The sequence below is a fragment of the uncultured Methylobacterium sp. genome (assembly GCF_964244095.1).
Lineage (GTDB): Bacteria > Pseudomonadota > Alphaproteobacteria > Rhizobiales > Beijerinckiaceae > Methylobacterium.
Genome location: NZ_CAXTHR010000009.1, coordinates 12208 through 34737, shown reverse-complemented (window position 1 = coordinate 34737; position 22530 = coordinate 12208). Strand labels below are relative to the sequence as shown.

At 71.4% G+C, this 22530-nt stretch carries 17 protein-coding genes; 5 read left to right on the top strand and 12 right to left on the bottom strand.

The features are described from left to right. Positions 1 to 123: 123 nt before the first annotated feature. On the bottom strand, positions 124 to 2694 hold the full coding sequence (locus tag ACFE86_RS02985; RefSeq protein ID WP_375453846.1) for a heavy metal translocating P-type ATPase: 2571 nt from the start codon (positions 2692 to 2694) through the stop codon (positions 124 to 126). Between the two features lie 212 nt (positions 2695 to 2906). Here ACFE86_RS02985 and ACFE86_RS02980 point away from each other — a divergent pair, with 212 nt between their 5' ends. Both ACFE86_RS02980 and ACFE86_RS02975 read left to right on the top strand, forming a co-directional pair. Continuing rightward, complete coding sequence (locus tag ACFE86_RS02980) at positions 2907 to 4328, top strand: FAD-binding oxidoreductase (RefSeq protein ID WP_375453845.1); 1422 nt, start codon at positions 2907 to 2909, stop codon at positions 4326 to 4328. 658 nt (positions 4329 to 4986) lie between these two features. Beyond that, positions 4987 to 6069 carry a diguanylate cyclase domain-containing protein gene (locus ACFE86_RS02975; protein WP_375453844.1) on the top strand — a complete coding sequence of 361 codons (1083 nt, stop codon included), beginning with the start codon at positions 4987 to 4989 and terminating at the stop codon, positions 6067 to 6069. Positions 6070 to 6310: 241 nt separating this feature from the next. Here ACFE86_RS02975 and ACFE86_RS02970 read toward each other — a convergent pair whose 3' ends face one another. Genes ACFE86_RS02970 through ACFE86_RS02925 form a run of 10 tightly spaced genes read right to left on the bottom strand, consistent with a single transcriptional unit; the run spans position 6311 to position 16558 of the window. Then, positions 6311 to 7246: a phosphotransferase gene (locus tag ACFE86_RS02970; protein WP_375453843.1), complete on the bottom strand. Its 936-nt coding sequence runs from the start codon at positions 7244 to 7246 to the stop codon at positions 6311 to 6313. Between the two features lie 28 nt (positions 7247 to 7274). Next, positions 7275 to 8243 (bottom strand): phosphotransferase family protein, encoded by a 969-nt coding sequence (locus ACFE86_RS02965; RefSeq protein WP_375453842.1) that lies wholly within the window; start codon positions 8241 to 8243, stop codon positions 7275 to 7277. Continuing rightward, positions 8240 to 9523 carry a Zn-dependent hydrolase gene (locus ACFE86_RS02960; RefSeq protein ID WP_375453841.1) on the bottom strand — a complete coding sequence of 428 codons (1284 nt, stop codon included), beginning with the start codon at positions 9521 to 9523 and terminating at the stop codon, positions 8240 to 8242. The genes ACFE86_RS02965 and ACFE86_RS02960 overlap by 4 nt, the downstream gene beginning before the upstream one ends. Next, complete coding sequence (locus ACFE86_RS02955; protein ID WP_375453840.1) at positions 9498 to 10250, bottom strand: DeoR/GlpR family DNA-binding transcription regulator; 753 nt, start codon at positions 10248 to 10250, stop codon at positions 9498 to 9500. Before ACFE86_RS02955 ends, ACFE86_RS02960 begins: the two co-directional genes overlap by 26 nt. 33 nt (positions 10251 to 10283) lie before the next feature. Next, positions 10284 to 11831 (bottom strand): amidase, encoded by a 1548-nt coding sequence (locus tag ACFE86_RS02950; RefSeq protein WP_375453839.1) that lies wholly within the window; start codon positions 11829 to 11831, stop codon positions 10284 to 10286. A gap of 39 nt (positions 11832 to 11870) precedes the next feature. Further along, the gene (locus ACFE86_RS02945; protein ID WP_375453838.1) at positions 11871 to 12605 is read right to left on the bottom strand and encodes an ABC transporter ATP-binding protein; all 735 of its coding nucleotides are present in this window, start codon (positions 12603 to 12605) and stop codon (positions 11871 to 11873) included. Positions 12606 to 12609: 4 nt separating this feature from the next. Beyond that, positions 12610 to 13350 carry an ATP-binding cassette domain-containing protein gene (locus ACFE86_RS02940; protein ID WP_375453837.1) on the bottom strand — a complete coding sequence of 247 codons (741 nt, stop codon included), beginning with the start codon at positions 13348 to 13350 and terminating at the stop codon, positions 12610 to 12612. Further along, positions 13347 to 14423: a branched-chain amino acid ABC transporter permease gene (locus tag ACFE86_RS02935; RefSeq protein ID WP_375453836.1), complete on the bottom strand. Its 1077-nt coding sequence runs from the start codon at positions 14421 to 14423 to the stop codon at positions 13347 to 13349. The genes ACFE86_RS02940 and ACFE86_RS02935 overlap by 4 nt, the downstream gene beginning before the upstream one ends. Beyond that, positions 14420 to 15286 (bottom strand): branched-chain amino acid ABC transporter permease, encoded by an 867-nt coding sequence (locus ACFE86_RS02930; protein WP_375453835.1) that lies wholly within the window; start codon positions 15284 to 15286, stop codon positions 14420 to 14422. Before ACFE86_RS02930 ends, ACFE86_RS02935 begins: the two co-directional genes overlap by 4 nt. A gap of 9 nt (positions 15287 to 15295) precedes the next feature. After that, positions 15296 to 16558: an ABC transporter substrate-binding protein gene (locus ACFE86_RS02925; RefSeq protein WP_375453834.1), complete on the bottom strand. Its 1263-nt coding sequence runs from the start codon at positions 16556 to 16558 to the stop codon at positions 15296 to 15298. 280 nt (positions 16559 to 16838) lie between these two features. Here ACFE86_RS02925 and ACFE86_RS02920 point away from each other — a divergent pair, with 280 nt between their 5' ends. Beyond that, on the top strand, positions 16839 to 17021 hold the full coding sequence (locus tag ACFE86_RS02920) for a DUF3606 domain-containing protein (RefSeq protein WP_375453833.1): 183 nt from the start codon (positions 16839 to 16841) through the stop codon (positions 17019 to 17021). A 153-nt stretch (positions 17022 to 17174) separates the two neighbouring features. On the opposite strand, the gene ACFE86_RS02915 is transcribed toward ACFE86_RS02920, so the two are convergent. Continuing rightward, entirely contained in the window at positions 17175 to 18389 is a 1215-nt protein-coding gene (locus ACFE86_RS02915) for an O-antigen ligase family protein (RefSeq protein ID WP_375453832.1), read from the bottom strand. 527 nt (positions 18390 to 18916) lie between these two features. On the opposite strand from ACFE86_RS02915, the gene ACFE86_RS02910 reads away from it, so the two are divergent. Next, positions 18917 to 20434 carry an ATPase domain-containing protein gene (locus ACFE86_RS02910; RefSeq protein WP_375453831.1) on the top strand — a complete coding sequence of 506 codons (1518 nt, stop codon included), beginning with the start codon at positions 18917 to 18919 and terminating at the stop codon, positions 20432 to 20434. Next, positions 20431 to 22485: an ATP-binding protein gene (locus ACFE86_RS02905; RefSeq protein ID WP_375453830.1), complete on the top strand. Its 2055-nt coding sequence runs from the start codon at positions 20431 to 20433 to the stop codon at positions 22483 to 22485. The genes ACFE86_RS02910 and ACFE86_RS02905 overlap by 4 nt, the downstream gene beginning before the upstream one ends. Positions 22486 to 22530 lie beyond the last annotated feature (45 nt).

The following is a 22530-nucleotide window of genomic DNA, read 5'->3' as shown; positions in this document are numbered from 1 at the left end:
CTCGTGCCCGTCCGAACCATCAATCCCCGAGCGCCCGGTTCGGTTGCAGGGTGTCCGGCGAAACCGGCCGGTCCGTGCCGTTCGCGCGGCCGGGACGCCGGAAGTGCGCCGCGTCGCCGCCGTTCACGGCCGGTGTTCCAAGGCCCGGGCGGCGCCGTTCCCGGTGCCCGTGCGAAAGGCCGCGCCGCCGCTGGCGGCCCGGCCCGCCGCGCCGGGCCGCCAGCGGCGCAGCAGCAGCGCGTTGGTCACCACGCTGAGGCTGGAGAACGCCATCGCCGCGCCCGCGACGACCGGGCTGAGCAGGCCGAACGCCGCGAGCGGGATGCCGACGACGTTGTAGGCGAACGCCCAGAACAGGTTCTGCCGGATCTTGGCGTAGGTCCGCCGCGAGAGGTCGAGGGCGTCGGCCACGAGGCCCGGGTCGCCGCGCATCAGCGTGATGCCGGCCGCTTGCATGGCGACGTCCGTGCCCGTGCTCATGGCGATGCCGACGTCGGCGGCGGCCAGCGCCGGCGCGTCGTTGACCCCGTCGCCGACCATCGCGACCTTGTGCCCGCCCTGCTTCAGCCGGACGACCGCCGCGGCCTTGTCCTGCGGCAAGACCTCGGCCAGGACCGCGTCGATGCCGAGTGTCCGGGCGGCGGCCTCGGCGCTGCCGCTGTTGTCGCCGGTCAGCATCACGGTGCGGATGCCGATGCGGTGGAGCGCCGCCACGGCCGCGGCGGAGGACGGCTTCAGCGCGTCGCCGAAGGCGATCAACCCGATGAGCCGCGGCCGCGCCCCCACCTCGGCGATCCACGAGACGGTGCGGCCTTCGCCGGCCAGGACCTCGGCCCGATCGGAGAGGGCCCGGAGGTCGATCCCGAGCTCGTCCATCAGCCGGCGGCTGCCGAGCCGGAGCGGCCGGCCCTCGACCGTGGCGGCGACGCCGCGCCCGGGAAGCGCCGTCACGTCGGCGGCCGGCGGCGGCGACACCGCCTCGGCGCCCGCGCGGGCCGCCACCGCGCGGGCGAGTGGGTGCTCGCTGCCGGCCTGGACCGCGGCGGCGAGGCGCAGCATTTCGGCCCGGTCGAACCCGGCAGCCGGTTCGAGCGCCGTCACCGCGGGCCGGCCCTCGGTCAGGGTGCCGGTCTTGTCGAAGGCGACCGTGTCGACGGCGTGGGCGACCTCCAGGGCCTCGGCGTCCTTGATCAGGATGCCGTGCCGGGCGGCGACGCCGGTGCCGACCATGATCGCGGCCGGCGTGGCGAGGCCGAGGGCGCAGGGGCAGGCGATGACCAGCACGGCGACCGCGGCGATGATCGCGGCCTCCACCGTGTCGCCGGCGATGAGCCAGCCGAGGACCGTGAGCACGGACACGCCGAGCACCACGGGCACGAAGACGGCGCTGACCCGGTCGACGAGGTGCTGGATCGGCGCCTTGGCGGCCTGGGCGCCCTCGACCATCCCGATGATGCGCGCGAGCGTGGATTGCGCGCCGACGGCTGTGGTCTCGACCACGAGCAGGCCGTCGCCGTTGATCGCGCCGCCGACGACCGGATCGCCCGCGCGCTTGGCCACTGGCAGGCTCTCGCCGGTGATGAGCGATTCGTCGACCGCGCTCGCGCCGTCGCGGACGATCCCGTCCACGGGCAGCCGCTCGCCGGGGCGGACCACGACCCGGTCGCCGACCCGCAGGGCGGCGACGGCGACCTCCGCCTCGCCGCCGTCCGGGCAGCGCAGGCGCGCGCGTTCCGGGCGCAGCCGCGTCAGCGCCCGGATGGCCGAGGCGGTCCGGCGCTTGGCCCGGGTTTCGAGGAGCTTGCCGAGCAGGACCAGGGTGACGACGACGGCCGACGCCTCGAAATAGAGGTGCGGCATCGCCATGCCCACGCCCATGCCCTCCGGCCCTTGCTCCGCGTAGGCGCGCCCGAGCTGGTACAGGCTCAGGCCGTAGGCCGCCGAGGTGCCGAGCGCGACCAGCAGGTCCATGTTCCCGGTCCCGGCGCGGAGCGCCCGCCAACCGGTGCGGTAGAAGCGCCCGCCGAGCCAGAACTGGATCGGGGTCGCCAGCGCCCCTTGCAGCCAGCCGGGCGGTATCCACGCGATCCCGAACGGCATCAGCAGCATCGGCGCGACAAGGGGCGCGGCGAGCGCCGCCGCGATCACGACGCGGGCGCGGTCGCGGCGCGCGGCCGCATCCTTCTCCGCCTCGCCGGCTTCCGCGGACGCGCCCTCCCCGGCGACCGGTGCCGCGTCGTAGCCGGCTGCCGCGACGGCGGCGACGAGGTCGGCGGCGGAGACGGTGCCGGCCGGCATCGTGACGCGCGCCCGCTCGGTCGCGAGGTTGACCTCCGCGCCCGAGACGCCCGGAACGCCGCGCAGGGCACGCTCGACGCGCCCGGCGCAGGAGGCGCAGGTCATGCCCGCGACCGCGAGGTCGAGGGTCTCGGTGCCGACCGCGTAGCCGGCTCGGTCGACCGCCTCGGCCAGCGCCGAGATCCGCGCCTGCGGCGCGAGGGTGACGCTGGCGCGCTCGGTGGCGAGGTTCACCGACGCCGCGGACACGCCCGGCACGGCGCGGAGCGCCTTCTCGACCCGTCCGGCGCAGGCCGCGCAGGTCAGCCCCGCGACGGGCAGGGTGACGACGCGGGTCTCGCCGCCCGGCCCGCTCGGGTGGGTGGGCCGCGTCAGGGCCCTGGCTCTGCCTTCCATCACGGGTCTGCCTTCATCGTGCGAGCGCGGCATGCCGGGCGGGTTCGGCTTTCAAGAATGGGAAGGCCGGGGGTCGAAGAAAAGCGAGCGCGGGAGGATAGGCACCTGCGGGCCGTCGGCCGTCCGACGATGCGAACGACCGGCTTCCCATCGGCCGCGTCCCGCGACATGGTCCGGTTCGCGCCGAGACCGAACCGCACGAGCCTCGAACGATGCCGATCCCGGACTCCCTCGCGCCGTTCCACGCCCTCCTCGGCGACGGCGGCGTGCTCACCGCCCCCGACGCGACCGCGCGCTACACCCTCGACCACCGCGCGCTGATGCAGGGCGAGACGCAGGCCGTCCTGCGCCCGCGGACGGTCGAGGAGGTGCAGGCGGTGGTCCGCCTTGCCGCGGCGGAGGGCTTCGGCCTCGTGCCGCAGGGCGGCAACACCGGCTATGTCGGCGGGGCCACCCCGGAGGCGGGCCGGCGGCAACTGGTGGTCAGCCTGGAGCGGATGACCCGCATCCGCGCCGTCGACCCGCTCAACTTCTCGCTCGCCTGCGATGCGGGCACGATCCTCGCCGAGGCTCAGGCGGCCGCGGCCGCGCACGACCTGCTCCTGCCCCTTAGCCTCGGCTCGGAAGGAAGCTGCCGCCTCGGCGGCAATCTCGGCACCAACGCCGGGGGCCTGCAGGTCCTGCGCTACGGCATGACCCGCGATCTCGTGCTCGGGCTCGAAGCGGTGCTGCCGGACGGGTCGCTGTTCTCCGACATGGGGCACCTGCGCAAGAACAACATCGGCTACGACCTCAAGCAGATGTTCGTCGGGGCCGAGGGGACGCTGGGCATCGTCACCGGCGTGGTCCTGAAGCTGTGGCCGGCGCAAGGCTACCGCGCGACCGCGTGGCTGCACCTGACCGCGCACGCGCCGATTCCGGAGATCGCCGCCTTCCTGCGCCGGGAGACCTCGGACCTGATCTCGACCTTCGAGCTGATCTCGGGCGCGTCGCTCGCCCTCGTCGCCGAAATGCGCGGGGCCGCGACCGGCCTCGCGGCGGGCCCCGGCGGCGCCGTGCTGATCGAGCTCTCCGCCTCGTCCCGGCACATCCCCCTCGACGACGTGCTCATGGCGGCGCTCGAAGCCCTGATGGCGCGGGGCTGGCTCGCGGACGCGGTGCTGGCGCAATCGGAGGCGCAGCGGCGGGCGATGTGGACGGTGCGCGAGACCATCCCCGAGGGCGAGAAGCGCGCCGGCGGCTCGGTGAAGCACGACATCTCCGTGCCGGTCTCCGCGCTCGGCGCGTTCCTGGCGCGGGGCGGCGCCATCGTCGCGCGGGCGATGCCCGGCGTGCGCCTGTCCTTCTACGGTCATGTCGGCGACGGCAACATCCACTACAACCTCGTGGTGCCGGAAGGCCGCGACCGCCTCGCCTTCACCCGCGAGGTCGAGGCCGGCATCGCCCACGAGCTTTACGCCGCAGCGATCGAACTCGGCGGCAGCTTCAGCGCCGAATACGGCATCGGCCGCTTCAAGCGCGACCTGCTGCGCCGCTACGCCGACCCCGCGCGGCTCGCCCTGATCGACACCGTGAAGCGCAGCCTCGACCCGGACGGGCTGATGAACGCCGGCGCGATGACGGCGAGCCGGTAGGGGCCGGCTCCGCGGATCGATCCCCGGACTACCCGAATGCGGGCATATGCGCCGGCCGAACCCGTCCGTCGGCACGCGGGAGCCACGCTGCGAACGGCATCCGTTCGGCCGGATCGAACCTGATCGCTCCCGATCACGATACGGTTTCCGGCTGACCGGTCCGGGGGCGGCGCACCCCGTCACCTACGCGTCCTTCCCTCTCCCCTCTGCGGGCTACTGGATTCAGACATCCCGGCGCTCGGCGCTTCGGTGGCTGCGCATCCCCTCGCCCCGCAAGCGGGGAGATGGGACCCGCGCGTCATCCGATCGCATCGGGAGATGCGTGCATCTGTTGGCCTCTGCGGGACAGGGTGGCCCGCGGAGCGGGTCGGGAGAGGGGAGCGCCGCATCCGGAAAGGTCGCTCCCCTCGGCCGACTCGCGCGCGCGACCGAACCGATTGACCGGAGACCGTATGATACCAGGGGCGACTATCATCTACCCTTCCGCCCCCTGCGTAGGGCCGCGATAAAACGGTGAGAGATAACTGCCGTTGGTATCACACCCAGCCTCCATCACCCAAACCCTGCATAGCTCGGGACTCTGGCGGTTTGGCTTCGATGCAGATCGTAATCAAAGTCTTATTAGGGAATCCCCTGTAAGCTCTTAAGCGACTGAATTATGCTGTCATGGCAGCGCCGATCCGTCGCGGAAAAGCCGATGATCTCAAGAGACTCGAACGAGATCGAGCGTAGCACTGCACTGGATGACCTGACGATCGCCGATGCGCCCGAGGAGCAATTCGAAGCGCGTCTGCGCGAGACAAGCGAACTGCTGCGCGCCACCCTGGAGCATATGGACCAAGGGCTGATCTACTACGGGCCGGACCAGCGCGTGCGCGTGCACAACCGGCGCGCCTGCGAGATCATCGACCTGCCGCCGAGCGTCCTGCACGATGGCGCGCGCATGGCCGACGTGCACCGCTTCCTCATCGGACGCGGTGAATTCGCGGGCGACGTGGATCACCTCGGCCGGATGGTCGAGAGTGGCGCGCAGTCGTCCTCCCCCGGCGTGTTCGAACGGGTTCGCCCGAACGGCGTGACGATGGAGGTGCGCGGCACCCGGCTGGGGGACGGCGGCGTTGTCTGGACCTTCACTGACATCTCCGCGCGCAAGGAGGCTGAGCGGCGGATTACCCACATCGCCTTGCACGACGGGCTCACGGGCTTGGCCAACCGTACCCTGTTCAACGAGCGGCTCCGGCAGGGGCTCGCCGACGCACGACGGACCGGCGAGGCGTTCGCAGTGTTGGCGTGCGACCTCGACCGCTTCAAGCGGGTGAACGACACCCACGGCCACCCCGCAGGCGACCGCCTGCTGTGCATCGTCGCCGACCGGCTGCGCGCGGTCGTACCGGACGGAGCGACCATCGCCCGGCTCGGCGGCGACGAGTTCGCGGTCGTCCTCGGACGCCCGCACGGCACCGAGGCCGCGGACAAGCTCGCGCGCCGGATAATCGGGACCATCGCCGAACCGATCGACCTCGGCGGACTCATCGTCGGCGTTGGGGCGAGCGTCGGCATCGCCCTCGCCACCGCAACGTGCGAAGACGCCGACGACCTGTTCCGGTCCGCCGATATCGCGCTCTATCGCGCCAAGGCGGCCGGGCGGAACACGCATAGCTTCTACGATCCCGGACTGACCGACGCGCAGAACTTTCCGTTCGGCAGGTCGCTTCCTTCGGCGGAGGTCGTCATCCCGTAGGTGTAGCGACGCGCAATAGATGCGTTTCCGGACGCAGATTACGGTGAGACGCTCAAGGCGTTCTGGCGCAGGCTATCTGAGATCGAGCGCACGATGCGTGGGACGGACGGAGTCTCGTAAAAGTCCGACGCAGATTATGTGATACCGGTGGCGGCTGTCATCTACCCATCCGTCCCCTGCGCAGGGCCGAGATAAAACGGTTAGGGATAGCCGCCGTTGGTAGGAGGCGTGCGGTTCCGCCTCACAACCGCTTGAGCCAGCGCGGCCAGTCGGGGTGGTGGAACAGGGTGCGGGCGCGCCTGTGCTTCCAGGTGCCGTACTTGTAGAAATCGAAGTCGAGCAGCGAGACCGCGTCCTGGATCATCGCCCAGGTCGCCCATTTCAGGTCGGCCAGCGCCTTCAGGACCTGGATGCGGGCCTCGATCGCCGGGTCCCAGCGCCCGAAATAGGTCTCGATCATCGCGCGCTCGACGGAATCGGAGAACGCCATCTCGTCGAACCACAGGGCGAGTTCGTAGGCGCGCTCGTTGTTCGAGGCGTACTCGAAGTCGACGAGCATCACCCGGTCGTCGGCATCGATCAGGAAGTTGCCGGCGAGCGTGTCGTTCATGCACGGCACGAGGTCGAGGCCGGAGGCGAGCAGCGCCGCCTTGGCCTCGGCGCAGCGCCGCATCAGGAACGGGGCGTCTTCGGGCACGCGCCCGCCGACCGCGGCGACCTGGTCGACGTGCTCCTCGATCATGTCGAACACGGTCTTGGTCAGGCGCAAGGGGCCGGAATCGTTGAACGCCCTCAGCGCGCGAACCGCGTTCCCGCGGACACTGGGCCGCAGGAAGTCGAGGTTCGAGGTCGCGCGAAACCCCTCGACGAAGGCGAAGACCTCGACGCCGTCCTCGGGCAGGAAGTCGATCACCTCGGCGCCGAAGCCGCAGGCCTGGGCCTTCCGGCTCGCCTCGTTGGCCGCCGCGCGGGTGATGAACATCTCGGTGCCGCGCCCCGGCACCTTCACGAACCAGTCCTGCGCGGCGCCGGCCGACACCTGCCAGTTGGCGTTGCTGATCCCGCCCGAGACCGGCCGGTAGCGAAGCGGCACGCCCTGCCAGCGCGGAACGCGGGCGAGGATCGCCTCGATGTCGCGCTCGGCCGCGCTCGTGCCCTCGCCCACGTTCGTCCACATCGTCGCCGTCCTCCCTCGCGGCCTGCCGTCACAGCCCGCGCAGCCACGCCTCGAAATCCCAGGCGCCGGTCGTCGTGCGGGCGTGCAGGAGCCGCCACTGGCCGTACTTGAAGAACTCGATGCCGCCGCGCCGGGACGTCACCGCGCGGACGATGCCCCAGAGGCCCCACATCACGTCGTCTACCGCCCCGTAGAGCCGGCAGCGGTTGAGCCGGCGCGGGTCGCAGGCGCCGGCATAGGCCTCGACCGCCGCCCGGCGGCCGTCCTCGAAACGGCAGACCTCGTTGACCAGCGCGCCGACCTCGAACCAGGGATCGGCATCGCCCGCGAGGTCGAAATCCACGAGGCGGACGCCGCCGCCTTGGCCGTCACTTTGGCCGCCGAGCATCACGTTCGAGGCGATGCCGTCGTTGCGGCAGGGGCGCAGGTCGATGCCCGACGCCCGCACGGCTTCGCCGATCAGGGCGGTGGCCGCGATCAGTCCCTCGGCCCCGTCCGGCAGGGGCGCGCCGACGGACGCCGCCTCGCGGGCGAGCGCCTCCACCTGGGCGAAGGGACAGAAGCGATGGCCGAGCGCGCCCTCGCCCTGGAGCCGGCGCAGGGCCCCGAGCACGTCGGCGAGCCTCCCGGCATCCTGCAGGTCGCCGACCCTGGCGTAGCGCCACGGCTCCGGCAGAAAATCGAGGCCGAGGAGGCCGTCGCCGACGATCCGCACCGCCGGCCCGAGGCCGAGGCGGCCGGCACGCTCGGCCGCCTGCGCCGCGACGGGGGTGACGTCGTCGGCCATGTCGGCGTGGCGCACCTTGAGGAAGACGTCCGCCTCCCCGTCGGCAGCTATGCGCAGGCAGTCCGACGCCACGGCGCGGTGGGTCGGCGAGGCGACCGGGGCGGCGGCAAGCGCGTAGCGGAGCCGACGGCCCCGCCATTCGGGGATGCGGGCGAGGGCTGCTTCCACGCGATGCTCGAACGCCGTCTCGGGACGGCCCACCGCCCTCATCGCGCATCCCCCCGGATCGCGCGCGCGGGCTCCCCGCCCGCCCGGCACAGGCGGTCGGCGGCGCGCAGCAGCACCGCGAGGCCGGCCTGCATGTCGGCCGGCGACGTGGTCTCGGCCTCGTTGTGGGCGATGCCGCCGACGCTCGGCACGAAGACGAGACCGGTCGGGCAGGCGCCGAGCAGGCTGAGGGCGTCGTGGCCGGCCACCGTGTCCATACGGATCGCCCGATGCCCGGTTTCCTCGGCGGCGAGCGCCACGAGATCGCACACGTCCTCCGGAAGCGGGCGGATCGGCCGCTCGACGCGGTCGCGGATCGAGAGGCCGGTGCGGGCGCGCTCGGCCGCCGCGCGCAGCGCCGCGTCGGCGAGCGCGCCGGCTTCCCCGAGGACGGAATCGTCGGCCGAGCGGATCTCGACCGAGAGTGCGACGCGGGCCGGGACGACGTTGGCGGAGTTCGGATCGACCCGGATGCGGCCGACCGAGGTGTGGACGCGGCCCGGCCAGCGATCGGCGATCGCCCGGATTTCGGCGATGGCGTAGGCGGCGGCGAGCAGGGCGTCGCGGCGCAGGTCCATCGGGCACGGCCCGGTATGGGCCTGCGCGCCGATGAACGCCGCCTCGATCTTGGTCGCCCCCCAGTTGCGCGCGACGATGCCGATCGTGGCGCCCGCCGCTTCCAGCACGGTGCCCTGCTCGACGTGGAGTTCGAGGTAGCAGGCCGGCAGCGCAGGCGCCGGATCGGTGCCGCGCTGGCCGATCGCGGCCAGCGCCTCGGCCAGCGTGACGCCGTCGTCGTCGCGGATCGCCAGCGCCGCCTCGGCACGGTGATGGCCGGCATAGGTGCCGCTGCCGAGAAGGCTCGGCCGGAAGCGGGCGCCCTCCTCGTTGGTCCAGTTCACGACGCAGAGATCGGCCGCGTAAGCGGTGCCGGCCGCCTTCGCCCGCACGAGCGCGGCGCCGACGCGGAGCGCGGACGCGACGCCGAGCGTGCCGTCGAAGCGGCCGCCCTGGGGCTGGCTGTCGAGGTGCGAGCCGAGCATCACCAGCGGCGCATCGGATCGTCCGGCAAGGGCCAGCAGTCCGAACTGGTTGCCGACCGCATCGGTGCGCACGGTGCCGTCGAGGTCCCGCACGACCTGCGCGAACAGGTCGCGCGCCTGCCCGTCGGCCGCGCTGCCGCAGAGCCGGTGAACGCCGCCGCCCGCGGTGGCGCCGAATTCCGAAAAGCTGTCGAACAGCGCGTGCAGGCCGGGATCAGGCGGTGATGAGGTCGATGTCATGCCGGATGAAGCGGTCCAGGAAGGGCGGCGGGGGCGGCCGGTCGGTGACGACGCTGAGCGGGTCCGACAGGTCGAAGGTGCACAGGTTCGCCTGCAGGCCGAATTTTCGCGAATCGGCGAGGATCACGCAGCGCCGGGCCTGGCCCTTCAGCGTCCGCCGCAGCACCGATTCGTGCTCCTCGTAATCCATCCAGCCGCGGTCGAGGTCGCAGGCCGAGATGCCCATGAAGACGATGTCGAAGAAGTAGCGCCGGGCGTAGGCCACGGTCTCGTAGCCGACGAGCGCGTTGTCCTTGGCCCGCAGGGTGCCGGGCGTCAGGTTGACCCGCGACGGGCCGGCGCCGATGAGCAGCGCCACGTCGATCGAGTTCGTGGTGAGCGTGAGGTTGCGTTGCGTCAGCCGGCGCGCCAGGGCCAGGGTGGTGGTGCCGGTGTCGATGAAGATCGACATGCCGTCGCGCACCAGCCCCTCGGCGATCGCGGCCACGCGGGCCTTCTCGCGCGGGTTGGTCTTGCCGCGCTCCTGCAACGGGCGGTCCTGGTCGAGGCGCGGCGGCACCGCGCCGCCGTGGATGCGCCGCAGCAGGCCACGCACCTCCATCAGCTTGAGGTCGCGCCGGATCGTCTCCTCGGAGACCTTGAGGAAGGCCGCCGCATCCGAGACCCCGACGCGGCCGGCGCCGTGCAGGCGGGCGAGGATCTCCTGATGGCGGTGGTCCGTCAGCATCGGCCCGCATCGTGCTCCGATCCGCGTCCACGTTCAGCCGGCCAGGGCGGGCGCACGGCGGTGGTGGGTGGCGGATTCGTAGGCGTAGGCGAACCCGAGAAGCTCCGCCTCGCTCCACATCGGCCCGACGAAGATCAGGTTGAACGGCGCCCCCGAGGCGTAGAAGCCCGCCGGCACCGTGACGCCGGGCAGGCCCGCGATGTTGATCTCGCACACCGTGGTCTCGTTGATCGCGCGGCCCCCGTGCAGCGGCGGGAGTTCGTCGCGCATCTGCGGGAAGACGAGGCCGTCGAGGCCGTGCTCGGCCATCACCCGGTCGAAGATGTCGAGATAGGCCTCGCGCAGGGCGAGGAAATCGGACAGGTCCGGCGGCGTGTCCGGGTCGGCGAGGATCGGGGCGAAGGCGGGGATCGCGTGCAGGTAGTGCAGCACGCCGCCGGGCGCGAAGGCGTCCTCGGCCTTCGTCGCCGCGGCGAAGGCCTCGACCGTGCGCAAAGCGGCGCTCGGGCCCAGGCGCCGGAGGTAGAGCTGCAGGTCGTAGGCGACCGATTCCATGCCGCGGGCATCGAAGTGGTTCAGCCCCGGCGTCGGCTCGCCGAGGTCGGCGAAGCCCGAGCCGGCGAAGGGGTCGGCGACCAGCGTCGCCCCGCAGGCGGTGAGCTCGCCCTGCGCCCGCGCGTAGAGGGCGGTCGCCTCGGCCGAGAGGGCCAGGTCGCGCCAGCCCGGCCCGTAGAGGCCGAGGCGCTTACCCTTGAGGGCGTCGGGCGCGAGCTTGGCCGCGTAGCCGCCCTTCGGCCGGCGGCCGATGCCGGCCACCGTCTTCGGGTCGGCCGCGGTGTAGCCGGCGAGCACGTCCAGCGTCAGCGCCGCGTCGCGCACGCACCGGGCGATCGGGCCGACGACGTCGCGGGTGGAGCCGGCGAGCGGCACGACGCCGGCGTTCGGCACCAGCGCGAAGGTCGGCTTGATGCCGACCAGCCCCTGCGCCGAGGCCGGGTTCTGGATCGAGCCGCCGGTCTCCTCGGCGAGCCCCAGCACCGCGAGGCTCAGGCCGACGGCGGTCGCCGTGCCGGCGCTGCTGCCGCCGGGCAGGCTCCCGGGGGCGGCCGCGTTCAGGGTCGGGCCGGCCCAACTGTCGTTGGCGTGGCTGCCGGTGGCGCTGAGCACGGGCACGTTGGTCTTGCCGAGCATGACGCAACCGGCCGCCCGCATCCGCGCGACGACGGGCGAATCGGTCTCCGGGATCAGGTCGACGCCGCCGGCCTTCGCGCTGAGGAAGCGCCAGCCCGCGGTGGTGGGGAGGCCCGCCATGTCCATCGGGTCCTTGATCACCACCGGCACGCCGTCGAGCGGCCCGAGGCTCGCGCCGGCCGCACGCCGCGCGTCGCTGGCCCGCGCGTCGGCCAGCGCCTCCGGGTTCATGATGATGAGTGCGTTGTAGCGCGGGTTGTAGGCCTCGACCCGCGCCAGGAAGGCCCGCGTCAGGGCCTCCGCGGTCACGCCGCTGGCGAACGCGTCGGCGGCGTCGGCCAGCGTCATCTCGACGATCTCGATCTCCGGAATCATCTGCGCTGCATCCATCGCTCGTGTCCCTTTCGCCGGATTCAGACGGTTCTCAGATCAGCTCATGCCGACGAATTCGTCGATCATCGTGCGGTCGCGGGCGACCTCGGGCGGGACCTCGCGGGTGATCATCCCCTTCTGGAGGATCAGCACCCGGTCGGAGAGGCCGGAGATGAAGGACAGGTTCTGCTCCACCAGCAGCATCGTGAGCCCGCGGGCGCGGGTGATGCCCCGCAGCGTCTCGACGATCTCCTCGATGATCGAGGGCTGGATGCCCTCGGTCGGCTCGTCGAGGAGCACGAGGCGCGGGCCGGCGCAGAGGCACCGGGCGAGCGCGAGCAACTGCTGCTCGCCCCCCGAGAGCGCGCCGCCGGGCCGGTCGAGGTAGGCTTTGAGCCGGGGGAAGACGGTGAGGATGTCGGCGATCGTCTCGGCCTCGGGCGTGCGCGCGAGCATGCAGCCCATGCGCAGGTTCTCGTGCACGCTGAGCGCGGGGAAGATCTCGCGCCCCTGCGGCACGTAGCCGATCCCGGCACGCGCGCGGGCCGTCGGCGCGGCCCGGGTGAGGTCGCGGCCGTCGAACCGCACGGTGCCGGTCGTCGCGGGCAGGTAGCCCATCAGGGTGCGCAGCAGGGTGGTCTTGCCCATGCCGTTGTGGCCGAGGATGCCCACGACCTCGCTCGGCGCCACGTCGAGCGAGATGCCACTGAGGATCGGGATGCGGCCGTAGCCGGCGTGCAGGCCCTCGACGGACAGGAGCGGCGCAGCCTTCGGAGCGGGATGCGGGCTCATGGCCTCACGCCGCCTGCTTGCCGAGGTAGACGTCGCGCACGCGCTGGTCGGCGAGCACCGTCCCGACCGCGTCCTCCATCAGGATGCGGCCCTGGTTGAACACCGTCACGGTCTTGGCGATCATCCGGATGAACGGCATGTCGTGCTCGACCACGATCACGGCGTGCGTCCGGTTGATCTCGCGGATCAGGTCGGCGGTGCGGTGGACCTCGTCGTGGGTCATGCCGGCGGCCGGCTCGTCCAGCAGGATCAGCGTCGGCTCCTGCGCGAGCACGGTGGCGATCTCGACCCACTGCCGCTGGCCGTGGGCGAGCTGGCCGACCATGCGCTCCGCGATGTCCGTGAGCCGCAGCCGCGTCAGCGTCTCGTCGACGATGCGCTTGGTGTGGGCCATCGACTTGCGGCGGCAGGCGGCGATGAACACGTTCTCGCGCACCGACAGGCCGTTGAAGACGTTGGGCACCTGCGTCTTGATGCCGACGCCGAGGCGGGCGATGTCGTGCGGGTTGGCGCCGGTGATGTCGGTGTGACGGAAGCGGATGCGGCCGGCGCTTGGGGTGAGCTGGCCGGTCAGCATCTTGAAGAAGGTGCTCTTGCCGGCCCCGTTCGGGCCGATCAGGCAGCGCAATTCCACTTCGCCGAGGACGAAGTCGACGGCGTCCACCGCCGTGACGCCGCCGAAGCGCATGGTGGCGCCGCGCGCCTCCAGCAGCGGCTGCACGGCCGGAGCCGCGGCGGGGCTCATCGGCCCGTTCCCTCGGCCAGCGCCGGGGTCGGCACGGGGGCGGCGGGCGCTTTGCGCGCGGTGAACCGGCCAACCGCGCGCAGGACGAGGCGGCGGGCCACGGGCACGAGACCCTCGGGGACCAGCAGCACGAAGCCGACCAGCACGATCCCGAGGCCGAGGTTGGAATCGACGACGTTCTGCGTGCCGGCGGCGATGATCAGCGCCTGGATCAGCACCGCGCCGAGCATCGGCCCGATCAGGGTGCCCAAGCCCCCGACCAGCACGAAGATGATCACCTGCGCCGACATCGACAGGCCGAACACCGTCGGGCTGATGAAGCCGCCCCAGTTGGCGTAGAGGCAGCCGGCGAGCCCCGCGATGCCGGCCGCGATCGTGAAGGCCAGCAGCTTGTAGAGCCGCGGGTCGTAGCCGATGAGCTGCGCCCGGGTCTCGTTCTCGCGGATCGCCACGACGACGCGGCCGAAGCGGCTCGCCAGGATGCCGCGCAGGAGCGCGTAGACGAGGATCAGGGCCGCCATCGCCGCGTACCAGAGCCCGTCGATGTCGAGCGAGTTGCCGGCGTCGCCGATCTTGTTGATCACGGGGATCGCCGGGATGCCGTTGAAGCCGCCGAGCTCGGCCTGCCCGATCCGGTACTGGCTCCCCGAGGTGGTGTTGAAGAGCTGGAACAGGATCACCGAGACGGTCAGCGTGATGACGCCGACGTAGGCGTCGCTGATCCGGCCGTAGAACATGAAGTAGCCCAGCGCCGCCGCAAACAGCATCGGCACAGCGATGGCGATCAAGATCGGCAGGGTGCTGTCGCCGAGGTTGATCACCGCGACGGCGTAAGCGTAGCCGCCGAGCCCCAGGAACGCCGCCTGCCCGAACGACATGATGCCGCCGTAGCCCCAGACGAAGCCCTGGCTGAGCGCGAACATCGCGAGTGCGGCAAAGCCCGTCATCTGCACGAGGCCGAACGGGTCGACGACGAGAGGCGCGCCGACGAGCAGGGCGAACCCGCAGGCGAGCACCGCGGCAAAGCCCGCGCGGCTCGCGATCGTCCCGGAGCGGGAGGTCGTGGGCGTCATAGGCTGCGCCTCAGGTAGCGGCCGGTGATGCCTTGCGGCAGCACGCGGATCAGCAGCACGGCGGCCACCAGCAGCACCACGTCGCCGATGACGGGCGTCGTCTTGAAGGCCACGAGTTCGTTGATCGACCCGAACAGGCTGGAGGCGAGCCCCGTGCCGGTGATGATCGCCGCCCCGCCGCCGAGCACGGTGATGAAGGCTCGCGCGATGTAGGCCGCGCCCATCGCCGGCGAGACGCCCGAGATCGGCGCGAGCACGCCGCCGGCCAACCCCGCGAGCCCGGCGCCCAGCGCGAAGGTCGCCATGTAGATCCGGTCCGGCGAGACGCCGAGCGCGGCGGCCATGCGCGGGTTCTGCATGGTGGCGCGCAGGACCAGCCCGAAGCGGGTGAACCGCAGCAGCGCCAGCATCCCGCCGAGCGCAGCCAACGCGGCCGCGACGATGACGAGGCTGTAGAGGCTCGCGCCGTAGCGCCCGATCTCGAAGCTGCCCACCGGCGTCGAGACCCCGCGCACGACGTTGCCGTAGAGCGTGGTGATCAGCCCGATCAGCCCGAGGCTGATGCCCCAGGTGGCGAGCATCGTGTCCATCATCCGCCCGTAGAGGAAGCGGATCACGGTGCGCTCGATGACGAGGCCGATCAGCCCGACGACCAGCGGCGGCAGCACCAGCATCGCCACCCAGATGTTGACGCCGGCATCGGCCGCGACGACCGCGGTGTAGGCGCCGAGCATCATGAACTCGCCGTGCGCCAGGTTGATGATGCGCATCATCCCGTAGATCACCCCGAGCCCCAGCGTGATCAGCGCGAGCGTCGCGATGCCGGTGAGCACGTTGAAGCCGAGGAGGCCGGCCAGATCCATGGTGCGGCCTCAGCCCTTGAGGTCGGGGGTGAACTGCTTGTTCGTCCGCGGGTTCTTCAGGAGGTCGCAGGCGCCGCCCGTGTCGGCCGGGAACTGGTCGGGGAAGGTCGCCAGGATCTCCCACTTCCGATCCTTGGGCCGGGCGAGGTAGGTGCTGCGGATGGTGTGGTGGGTCGCCCCGTCCATCGTCACCTTGCCGGCTGGGCTGTCGATCGAGATGCCCGCCTCCAGCGCCTCGACGACCTTGTCGCGCTCGACGGAGCCGGCCTTCTTCACGGCCTCGGCCCAGAGCATGATGCCGTCGTAGGTCGCGGTGTCGAGCTCGCTCAGGTCGGTCAGGCCGGCGCCGAACTTGTCCTGCATGCCCTTGACGAAGGCTTGGCTCGCGGGCGCCGGCAGGTCGTTGTACCAGCCGTAGCAGGTGACGAGGCCGTTGGTGGTCGAGGTGTCCATGGTGGTCAGCTCGTCGCCGAGCCCGAACACGCTGGAGCCGACCGGGATCTTGCCCTTCATGCCGGCCGCGTCCCACTGGCGGTAGAAGCCGGAATGGTTGGCGCCCACCAGCGCCGAGAGCACCAGCTCCGGCTGCGCCTGCTGGATGCGGCTGATCGCGGAGGAGAAGTTGGTCACGTCGAGGGGAAAGAAGTCGGTGCCGGCGACCGAGCCGCCGCCGTCCTTCATGAACTTCGTCATCCAGCTCGCGGTGATGTGGCCGTAATTATAGTCGGCAGCAATGACGTAGGCCTTCTTGCCCCAGGTCTTGAGGGCGTAGTCGACGAGGTGGTTCACGGTCTGGGCCGGCGTGGTACCGGTGCAGAACACGTTGCGGTCGCAGACGCCGCCCTCGTACTGGGTGTTGTAGAAGTACAGGGTCTTGGAGCGGCCGAAGATCGGCCGGATCGCCTCGCGCGAGGCCGAGGTGATGCCGCCCTGGATGACGTCGACCTTCTCCTTCAGCGCGAGCTGCTGCGCGAACTGGGTGTAGAGCTGCATGTTGGACTGCGTGTCGTAGGCGATCAACTTGACCTCGCGCCCGAGCAGGCCGCCGGCCTTGTTGATCAGCTCGACCGCGTACTCCGTGGTCTCGATCATCCGCCGGCCCTCGAGGCCGAGCGCCCCGGTGCCGTCGAGCAGGCTGCCGAGCTTGATCGGCTCGGCGGCCAAGCCGTTGCGCGCGAAGAACGGGCTTGCCACGGCCCCGGCCGCCATGAGGCCGGCCGCCCTGGCGCCGAGCCCGAGCGCGCCGCGCCGACTGATCCCCTGGTCGCCCATGCCTGCCGCTCCGTGTCTGCAACGGCCGCGATCGCGTGCCGTGACCGGAACCACCGTGGCAAATCCGATGCCAACAAATCCAACAAATCACACACGCACGGCTTCGGGCGCGCTGGGGGGGCATGCTCGGGTTGCAGGAAGGCCGGTCCCCACGGGGTGGTGCGGCCTCCCGATCGTCCCGGCCTGGCCGTCCCGCGGGTCCTGCGGCCGCGCCCGCGTCGCGGGTGCTTGACCCGCCCGACGCGGGCGCCGACATCACCGCATCGGGCAAGGAGCGACCATGGCGGGGCTGAAGGACAAGCGCGGCTTCATCGACAAGGACCGGCTCGACCTGTCCGAGCGGAAAGCCGTCGAATACTGGATGAAGCGGTGGGGCGTGACGCAGGACCAGCTCACCACCGCCCACCGCAAGGCCGGCCGCATGGTCAAGGACATCGCGACCGAGCTGGGCAAGCGGCGCTGAGCGGCCCGCCGCCCGGGAGCGGGAGCGCATGCCGGGCCGCACGGCTCGCAGCGGAAGGCCCGGCGATGCCGCCGGACCGGCGGGGCCGAGGCGGGCAGGGCACGGGCGACCGGTCCTCCCGGCGGGTTTGGACCGCCCCTGCCGGTTCCGCGCTCAGGACCGGGCGATCACCGGGTCGTCCGGGCGCGACAGGGCCGAGGCGGCCAGCACGAAGGCGATGCCGAACAGGAAGACCTGGTTGATCGAGAGCTCCTCGAACATCAGCGACGGCACCATGAACAGGACCGTGTAGTGCGCGAACGGCCCGAACCGTCCGGGCGTCAGGACGATCCGGCAGGCACCGACGAGGAAGGCGAGCGCGACGAAGACCCCGCTCTGGACGGCGAGCGATACGATGCCGTTGTGCGGCGTGCCGAGGCCCGTCATGGCCCGCAACTGGTTCTGCGTCGCGACCGCGCCCAGTCCGAAGGGATGCGTCAAGGCGAGCCTCAGCCCGCCGAGGGTCGAATCCAGCCGTTCGCCGACGTTCGCCTCGGTGTTGCCGTCCGACACGAACCGCTTCTCGATCGCGGACTGGAACTTCTCGGGCAGGGGCGTGTAGCCCGTCGCGGCGAAGACCATGACGAGGGCGCAGACCGCCGCCGCCGCCGCAAGGAGGTGATAGGCGCCGAAGCTCCTGCGGAGGATCAGCACGAGGAAGATCGCCGGGACGACGAGCCCGGCGCGGTTGTTGGTCATCGGGAAGCTGACGAGCAGCCCGAGGACGTAGAGCAGGTAGATCGCGGTGCGGCCCGTGCGGAACCAGAGATACATGGCTGCCGCGCCGGCAAGGGCGAAGACGTGGCCGGTTTCGTTGCCGCCGGCCCAGAGGCCGCCGAGCTTGTCCTGCATGAACAGGAGAAGCTCCGCATCGACGCCGTCGGTCGGGACCGCCAGCCCGTAGGCCGTCAGGTCGATTCCGGCCGAGGCCGCGGCCAGCGCGCCGAGAGACCCGACGAGACCGAGGAGGATTCCCGCCGCGAGGCAGTCCGGGCCGGACGGGTCCTTGAACAGGATCACGAGCTGGATCGCCTGCACGACGTACAGCAGCAGCACCAGCGTGAGATAGACGTCGCCCTGCTCCTTGTCGGCCTTGAAGACCAGCGATGCCGTCAGAATCACGACCAATAGCCCGATCGGCAGCATCCGGCCGAGCATCGCGGTCAGCACGTCGTGGCGGAACAGGAAGTACGGGATCGTCAGGAACGGCAGGAGATCGGACAGGCGCTGGAACGGCAGCCCGAAGGTCGAGGTCAGGATGTCGAACTGAAGCGCGACGCCGAGCCCGAAGATCACGAGCTTGTCGGTCGGCGTCAGGGACCCGGCCATGGGCGCCGCATCCGTCTCCGTTCCCCCGCTCCGGGCGACCCGTCGGTCCGCGACCTGCATGACCCGCTCCCTCACCCTGCGGTCGCCGAAGGACGATCCGGTTCGAAGCCTGCCGTGCCCGGCCGCGGATGGGACCGTGGCGACGTCGCCGACCTGCCGGGCGCCGCCGCAGGACCAAGCAGGCATTCGTGGCTTCGCTCACGAATGCCTGCTTCGATCTCTTTGGTGCCGCATCGTTTCTTTGGCGCGAACCGGCGGCCACTTCGCGCAATGATGCTTAGACGACGGCCCGCTAAGAAAGCGGAAACCCGGCACGACACGCGAAGGAAATCCGGCTTTTGCCGAATGCCCGCAGCCCTGGACCGCGCGGGATTGCGTGATCCGGACACGCCGACAATCGCCGGGATCGCTTGGACCCTTGTCCGGCCGTCCTACGTTGAGCCGTGACGATTTCCCTCGGTACCCCCTTTTGGGCCGACCCCAGGGCGCCCGGCCGCCCGGATGCCCGCCTTCGAATCCTGGTGCCCATGCCTCCTGACGCACGACCGAGCGCCGTTTCCTTCCGTCGGACCTCCGTATCGACGGGCATCGCCGGCCTGGACGATATCCTGGCCGGCGGCCTCACGCGGGAAAGACTTTATCTGCTGGAAGGGACGCCCGGCACCGGCAAGACCACGCTGGCGCTGCAATTCCTGCTCGACGGGGTCGCCCGGGGTGAGACGGGCCTCTACGTCACGCTCTCGGAAAGCTCGGACGAACTCCGGGCGGCGGCGGCCTCCCACGGCTGGTCCCTGGACGACATCGAGATCTACGAACTCGTCAACGAGCTCGGCCTCGACCCGGACAGCGAGCAGTCGGTGCTGCATCCCTCCGAGGTCGAGCTCGGCGAGACGGTCAGGGAGGTGATGGAGCGGGTCGACGCGCTGAATCCCGTGCGCGTCGTGTTCGACAGCCTCTCCGAACTCCGGCTCCTCGCCCAGAACCCGCTGCGCTACCGGCGCCAGATCCTGGCGCTGAAGCAGTTCTTCTCGGCCCGCCGCTGCACGGTGCTGCTGCTCGACGACGGCACGTCCGACGTCCAACTCCACAGCATCGCTCACGGCGTCGTTCTGCTGGAGCAGACCCAGCGTGCGTTCGGCGCCGAGCGCCGCCGGCTGCGCATCCTGAAGATGCGCGGCGTCAAGGTCCGGGGCGGCTACCACGACTTCATCCTCGACACCGGCGGCCTCACCGTCTTCCCGCGCCTCGTCGCGGCCGAGCACGGCACCGACTTCGACCCCACCGCCGCGTCGACCGGCTCGGCCGAGCTCGACCTCCTGCTCGGCGGCGGCTTGGTGCGCGGAACCAACACCCTGCTCATGGGGCCGTCCGGCGTCGGCAAGACCACGACCGCGATCCGCTGCATGCTCGCGGCCCTGGAGCGGGGCGAGAAGGCGACCTACTTCCTGTTCGACGAGGGCAGCGCGACGATGCTCGCCCGGGCGGCGATGCTCGGCATGAACCTGCATCCGCACCTGGAGAACGGCAGCCTCACCCTCCTCCAGGTCGATCCGGCCGAACTCGCGCCGGGCGAATTCTCCTCCAGGGTCCGCGCGGCGGTCGAGGAGCACGGCTCGACCTTCCTCATCCTGGACAGCCTGAACGCCTACATCCACGCGATGCCGGGGGAGCAGTACCTCGTACTGCAGATGCACGAGTTGCTGAGCTACCTGAACCAGAAGGGCGCCACGACGCTCCTCGTCCTCGGCCAGCACGGAGTGATCGGCGACGTGAGGTCCGACATCGATCTCAGCTACCTCAGCGACGGCATCCTGCTGTTCCGGTACTTCGAGGCGAAAGGCGAGGTCCGCACCGCGCTCTCGGTGGTGAAGAGCCGGATCAACGCCCACGAGCGCACCATCCGCGAACTCAAGCTCTTCGCCGGCGGCCTCCAGGTCGGCGAGGCACTGGCCGGCTTCCAGGGCGTGCTCAGCGGCCTGCCCAGCTACGACGGGAAGGTCGCGATGCTGAACGACGCGCCCGCCGCCGACGGGACGCCGGAATGATCGCATCCGCGGCGGACGAGAGCCGCGTCCTGATCCTCGCGCCGCGCGGGCGCGACGCCGGCGTCATCGAGCACCTGCTCGCCAGGTCCGGCACCGCCGTCGCCGTCTGCGCCGATCCTGCGACTTGGCTGACGCGCCTGCGCGAGGCGGCGGGCGCAGCGATCGTGACGGAGGAGGCACTCCTCGACGTGGAAGCGGCGGCGCTGGATGCGTGGCTCGACCGCCAGCCGCCGTGGTCGGACTTCCCCTTCATCCTGCTCGCGACGCGTCAGGCCGGACGGCGCCCGGCGCGGGCCGCCGCGACGATCGCGCGCCTCGGCAACGTCGTCCTCCTGGAGCGCCCCATCAACGCCGAGACCCTGGCCAGTGCCGTCGCCTCGGCCCTCCGGGTGCGGCGGCGGCAATACCAGGCGCGCGAACACATCCTCGAACGCGAGCAGGCCCAGGCCCGCCTCCGTATCGCCAACGAGACCCTCGAGCGGCGGGTCGAGGAACGCACTCGTGAGGTCGAGTCGGCCCGCGAGACCCTCGCCTTCGCCCTCGATTGCGCCGGGATGGGCTCCTGGGACCTCGATCTCGTCCACGACACCGCGCGCCGCTCCCGCCGTCACGACGCCATCTTCGGTTACGACGCGCCGGTCCCGGCATGGGGACGGCATGACTTCCTGACGCACACCGTCCCGGAGGATCGGCCGGCGGTCGCGGCGGCCTTCGCCAAGGCGCTGGAGGTCGGCACGCTCGACCTGGAGTGCCGCATCGCGCGGCCGGACGGGGCAATCCGCTGGATCGCGGCCAAGGGCCGGGCGGAGTATCGCGGCGACGGCGAGCCCGTCCGCATGGCGGGCATCGTCCTCGACCGGACCGACCAGCGCAACACCGAGGAGGCGCTGCGGCAGGCCCAGAAGATGGAGGCCATCGGCCAGCTCACCGGCGGCGTCGCGCACGACTTCAACAACCTGCTCACCGTCATCGTCGGCGGTCTCGACATGATGATCCGCAAGCCGGACAACGTCGAGCGGGTCAAGCGTCTCGCGGAGGCCGCGATGACCGCGGCGCGGCGCGGCGAGCAGCTCACCCAGCAGTTGCTCGCCTTCTCGCGGCGGCAGATGCTGCGGCCCCAGACGCTCAACCCAAACCGCCTGCTCATCGACTTCAAGCCGCTCGCCGAGCGCGCGGCCGGCGGCGCCGTCGAACTGGCCTTCGACCTCGACCCGACGCTGGACCCGATCCGGATCGACCCGGCCCAGTTCGAGGCCGCGGTCCTGAACCTGATCGTCAACGCGCGCGACGCGATGGAGGCCGGCGCACGCGGCGCGCGCATTGAGGTCCGCAGCCGCAACGTCCGCCTCGACACGGCAGCCGTCGCCGACCGAGGCGTCGCGCCGGGCGCCTATGTCGAGATCTCGGTGTCCGACACCGGCAAAGGCATCGCGCCGGAGTTGCTGTCGCGGGTGTTCGAGCCGTTCTTCACCACCAAGGAGGTCGGCAAGGGCACCGGCCTCGGCCTCAGCCAGGTCTACGGCTTCACCCGGAGCGCCGGCGGCTTCGTCGCCATCGAATCGGAGGTCGATGCCGGCACCACGTTCCGCCTTCGCCTCCCCCGCTCGGCCGATCCTGCCGGCGAGGAGACCGGCACGGGACCGAGCGCCGTGCTCCCCTTGCGCCGGGCGAGCGAGGGCGAGACCGTCCTACTGGTCGAGGACGACGAGCAGGTGCTCGGCATGGCGGTGGAGAGCCTGGAGGAGCTTCGCTACAAGGTCGTCGTCGCGCGCAACGCCGCCGAGGCGCTGGCCCAGCTCAAGGACGTCGCGCGCATCGACATCCTGTTCTCCGACGTGATGATGCCGGGCGGCATGAACGGCTCGCAACTCGCGGTCGAGGCGCAGCGCCTGCGCCCCGGCCTGAAGGTGCTGCTCACCTCGGGCTACGTCGCCAACCTCGACGAGGGTCAGGTCATCGGCCGCGGCGAGCTTCCCGTCCTGAGCAAGCCCTACCGCCGGGACGAACTCGCGCGCTCGCTGCGGCTGGTGCTCGGCGGGACCGAAGGCTGATGGACCGCGCCGCGCGTTTCTCTCGCCCCCTGCGCGACAGGGTCG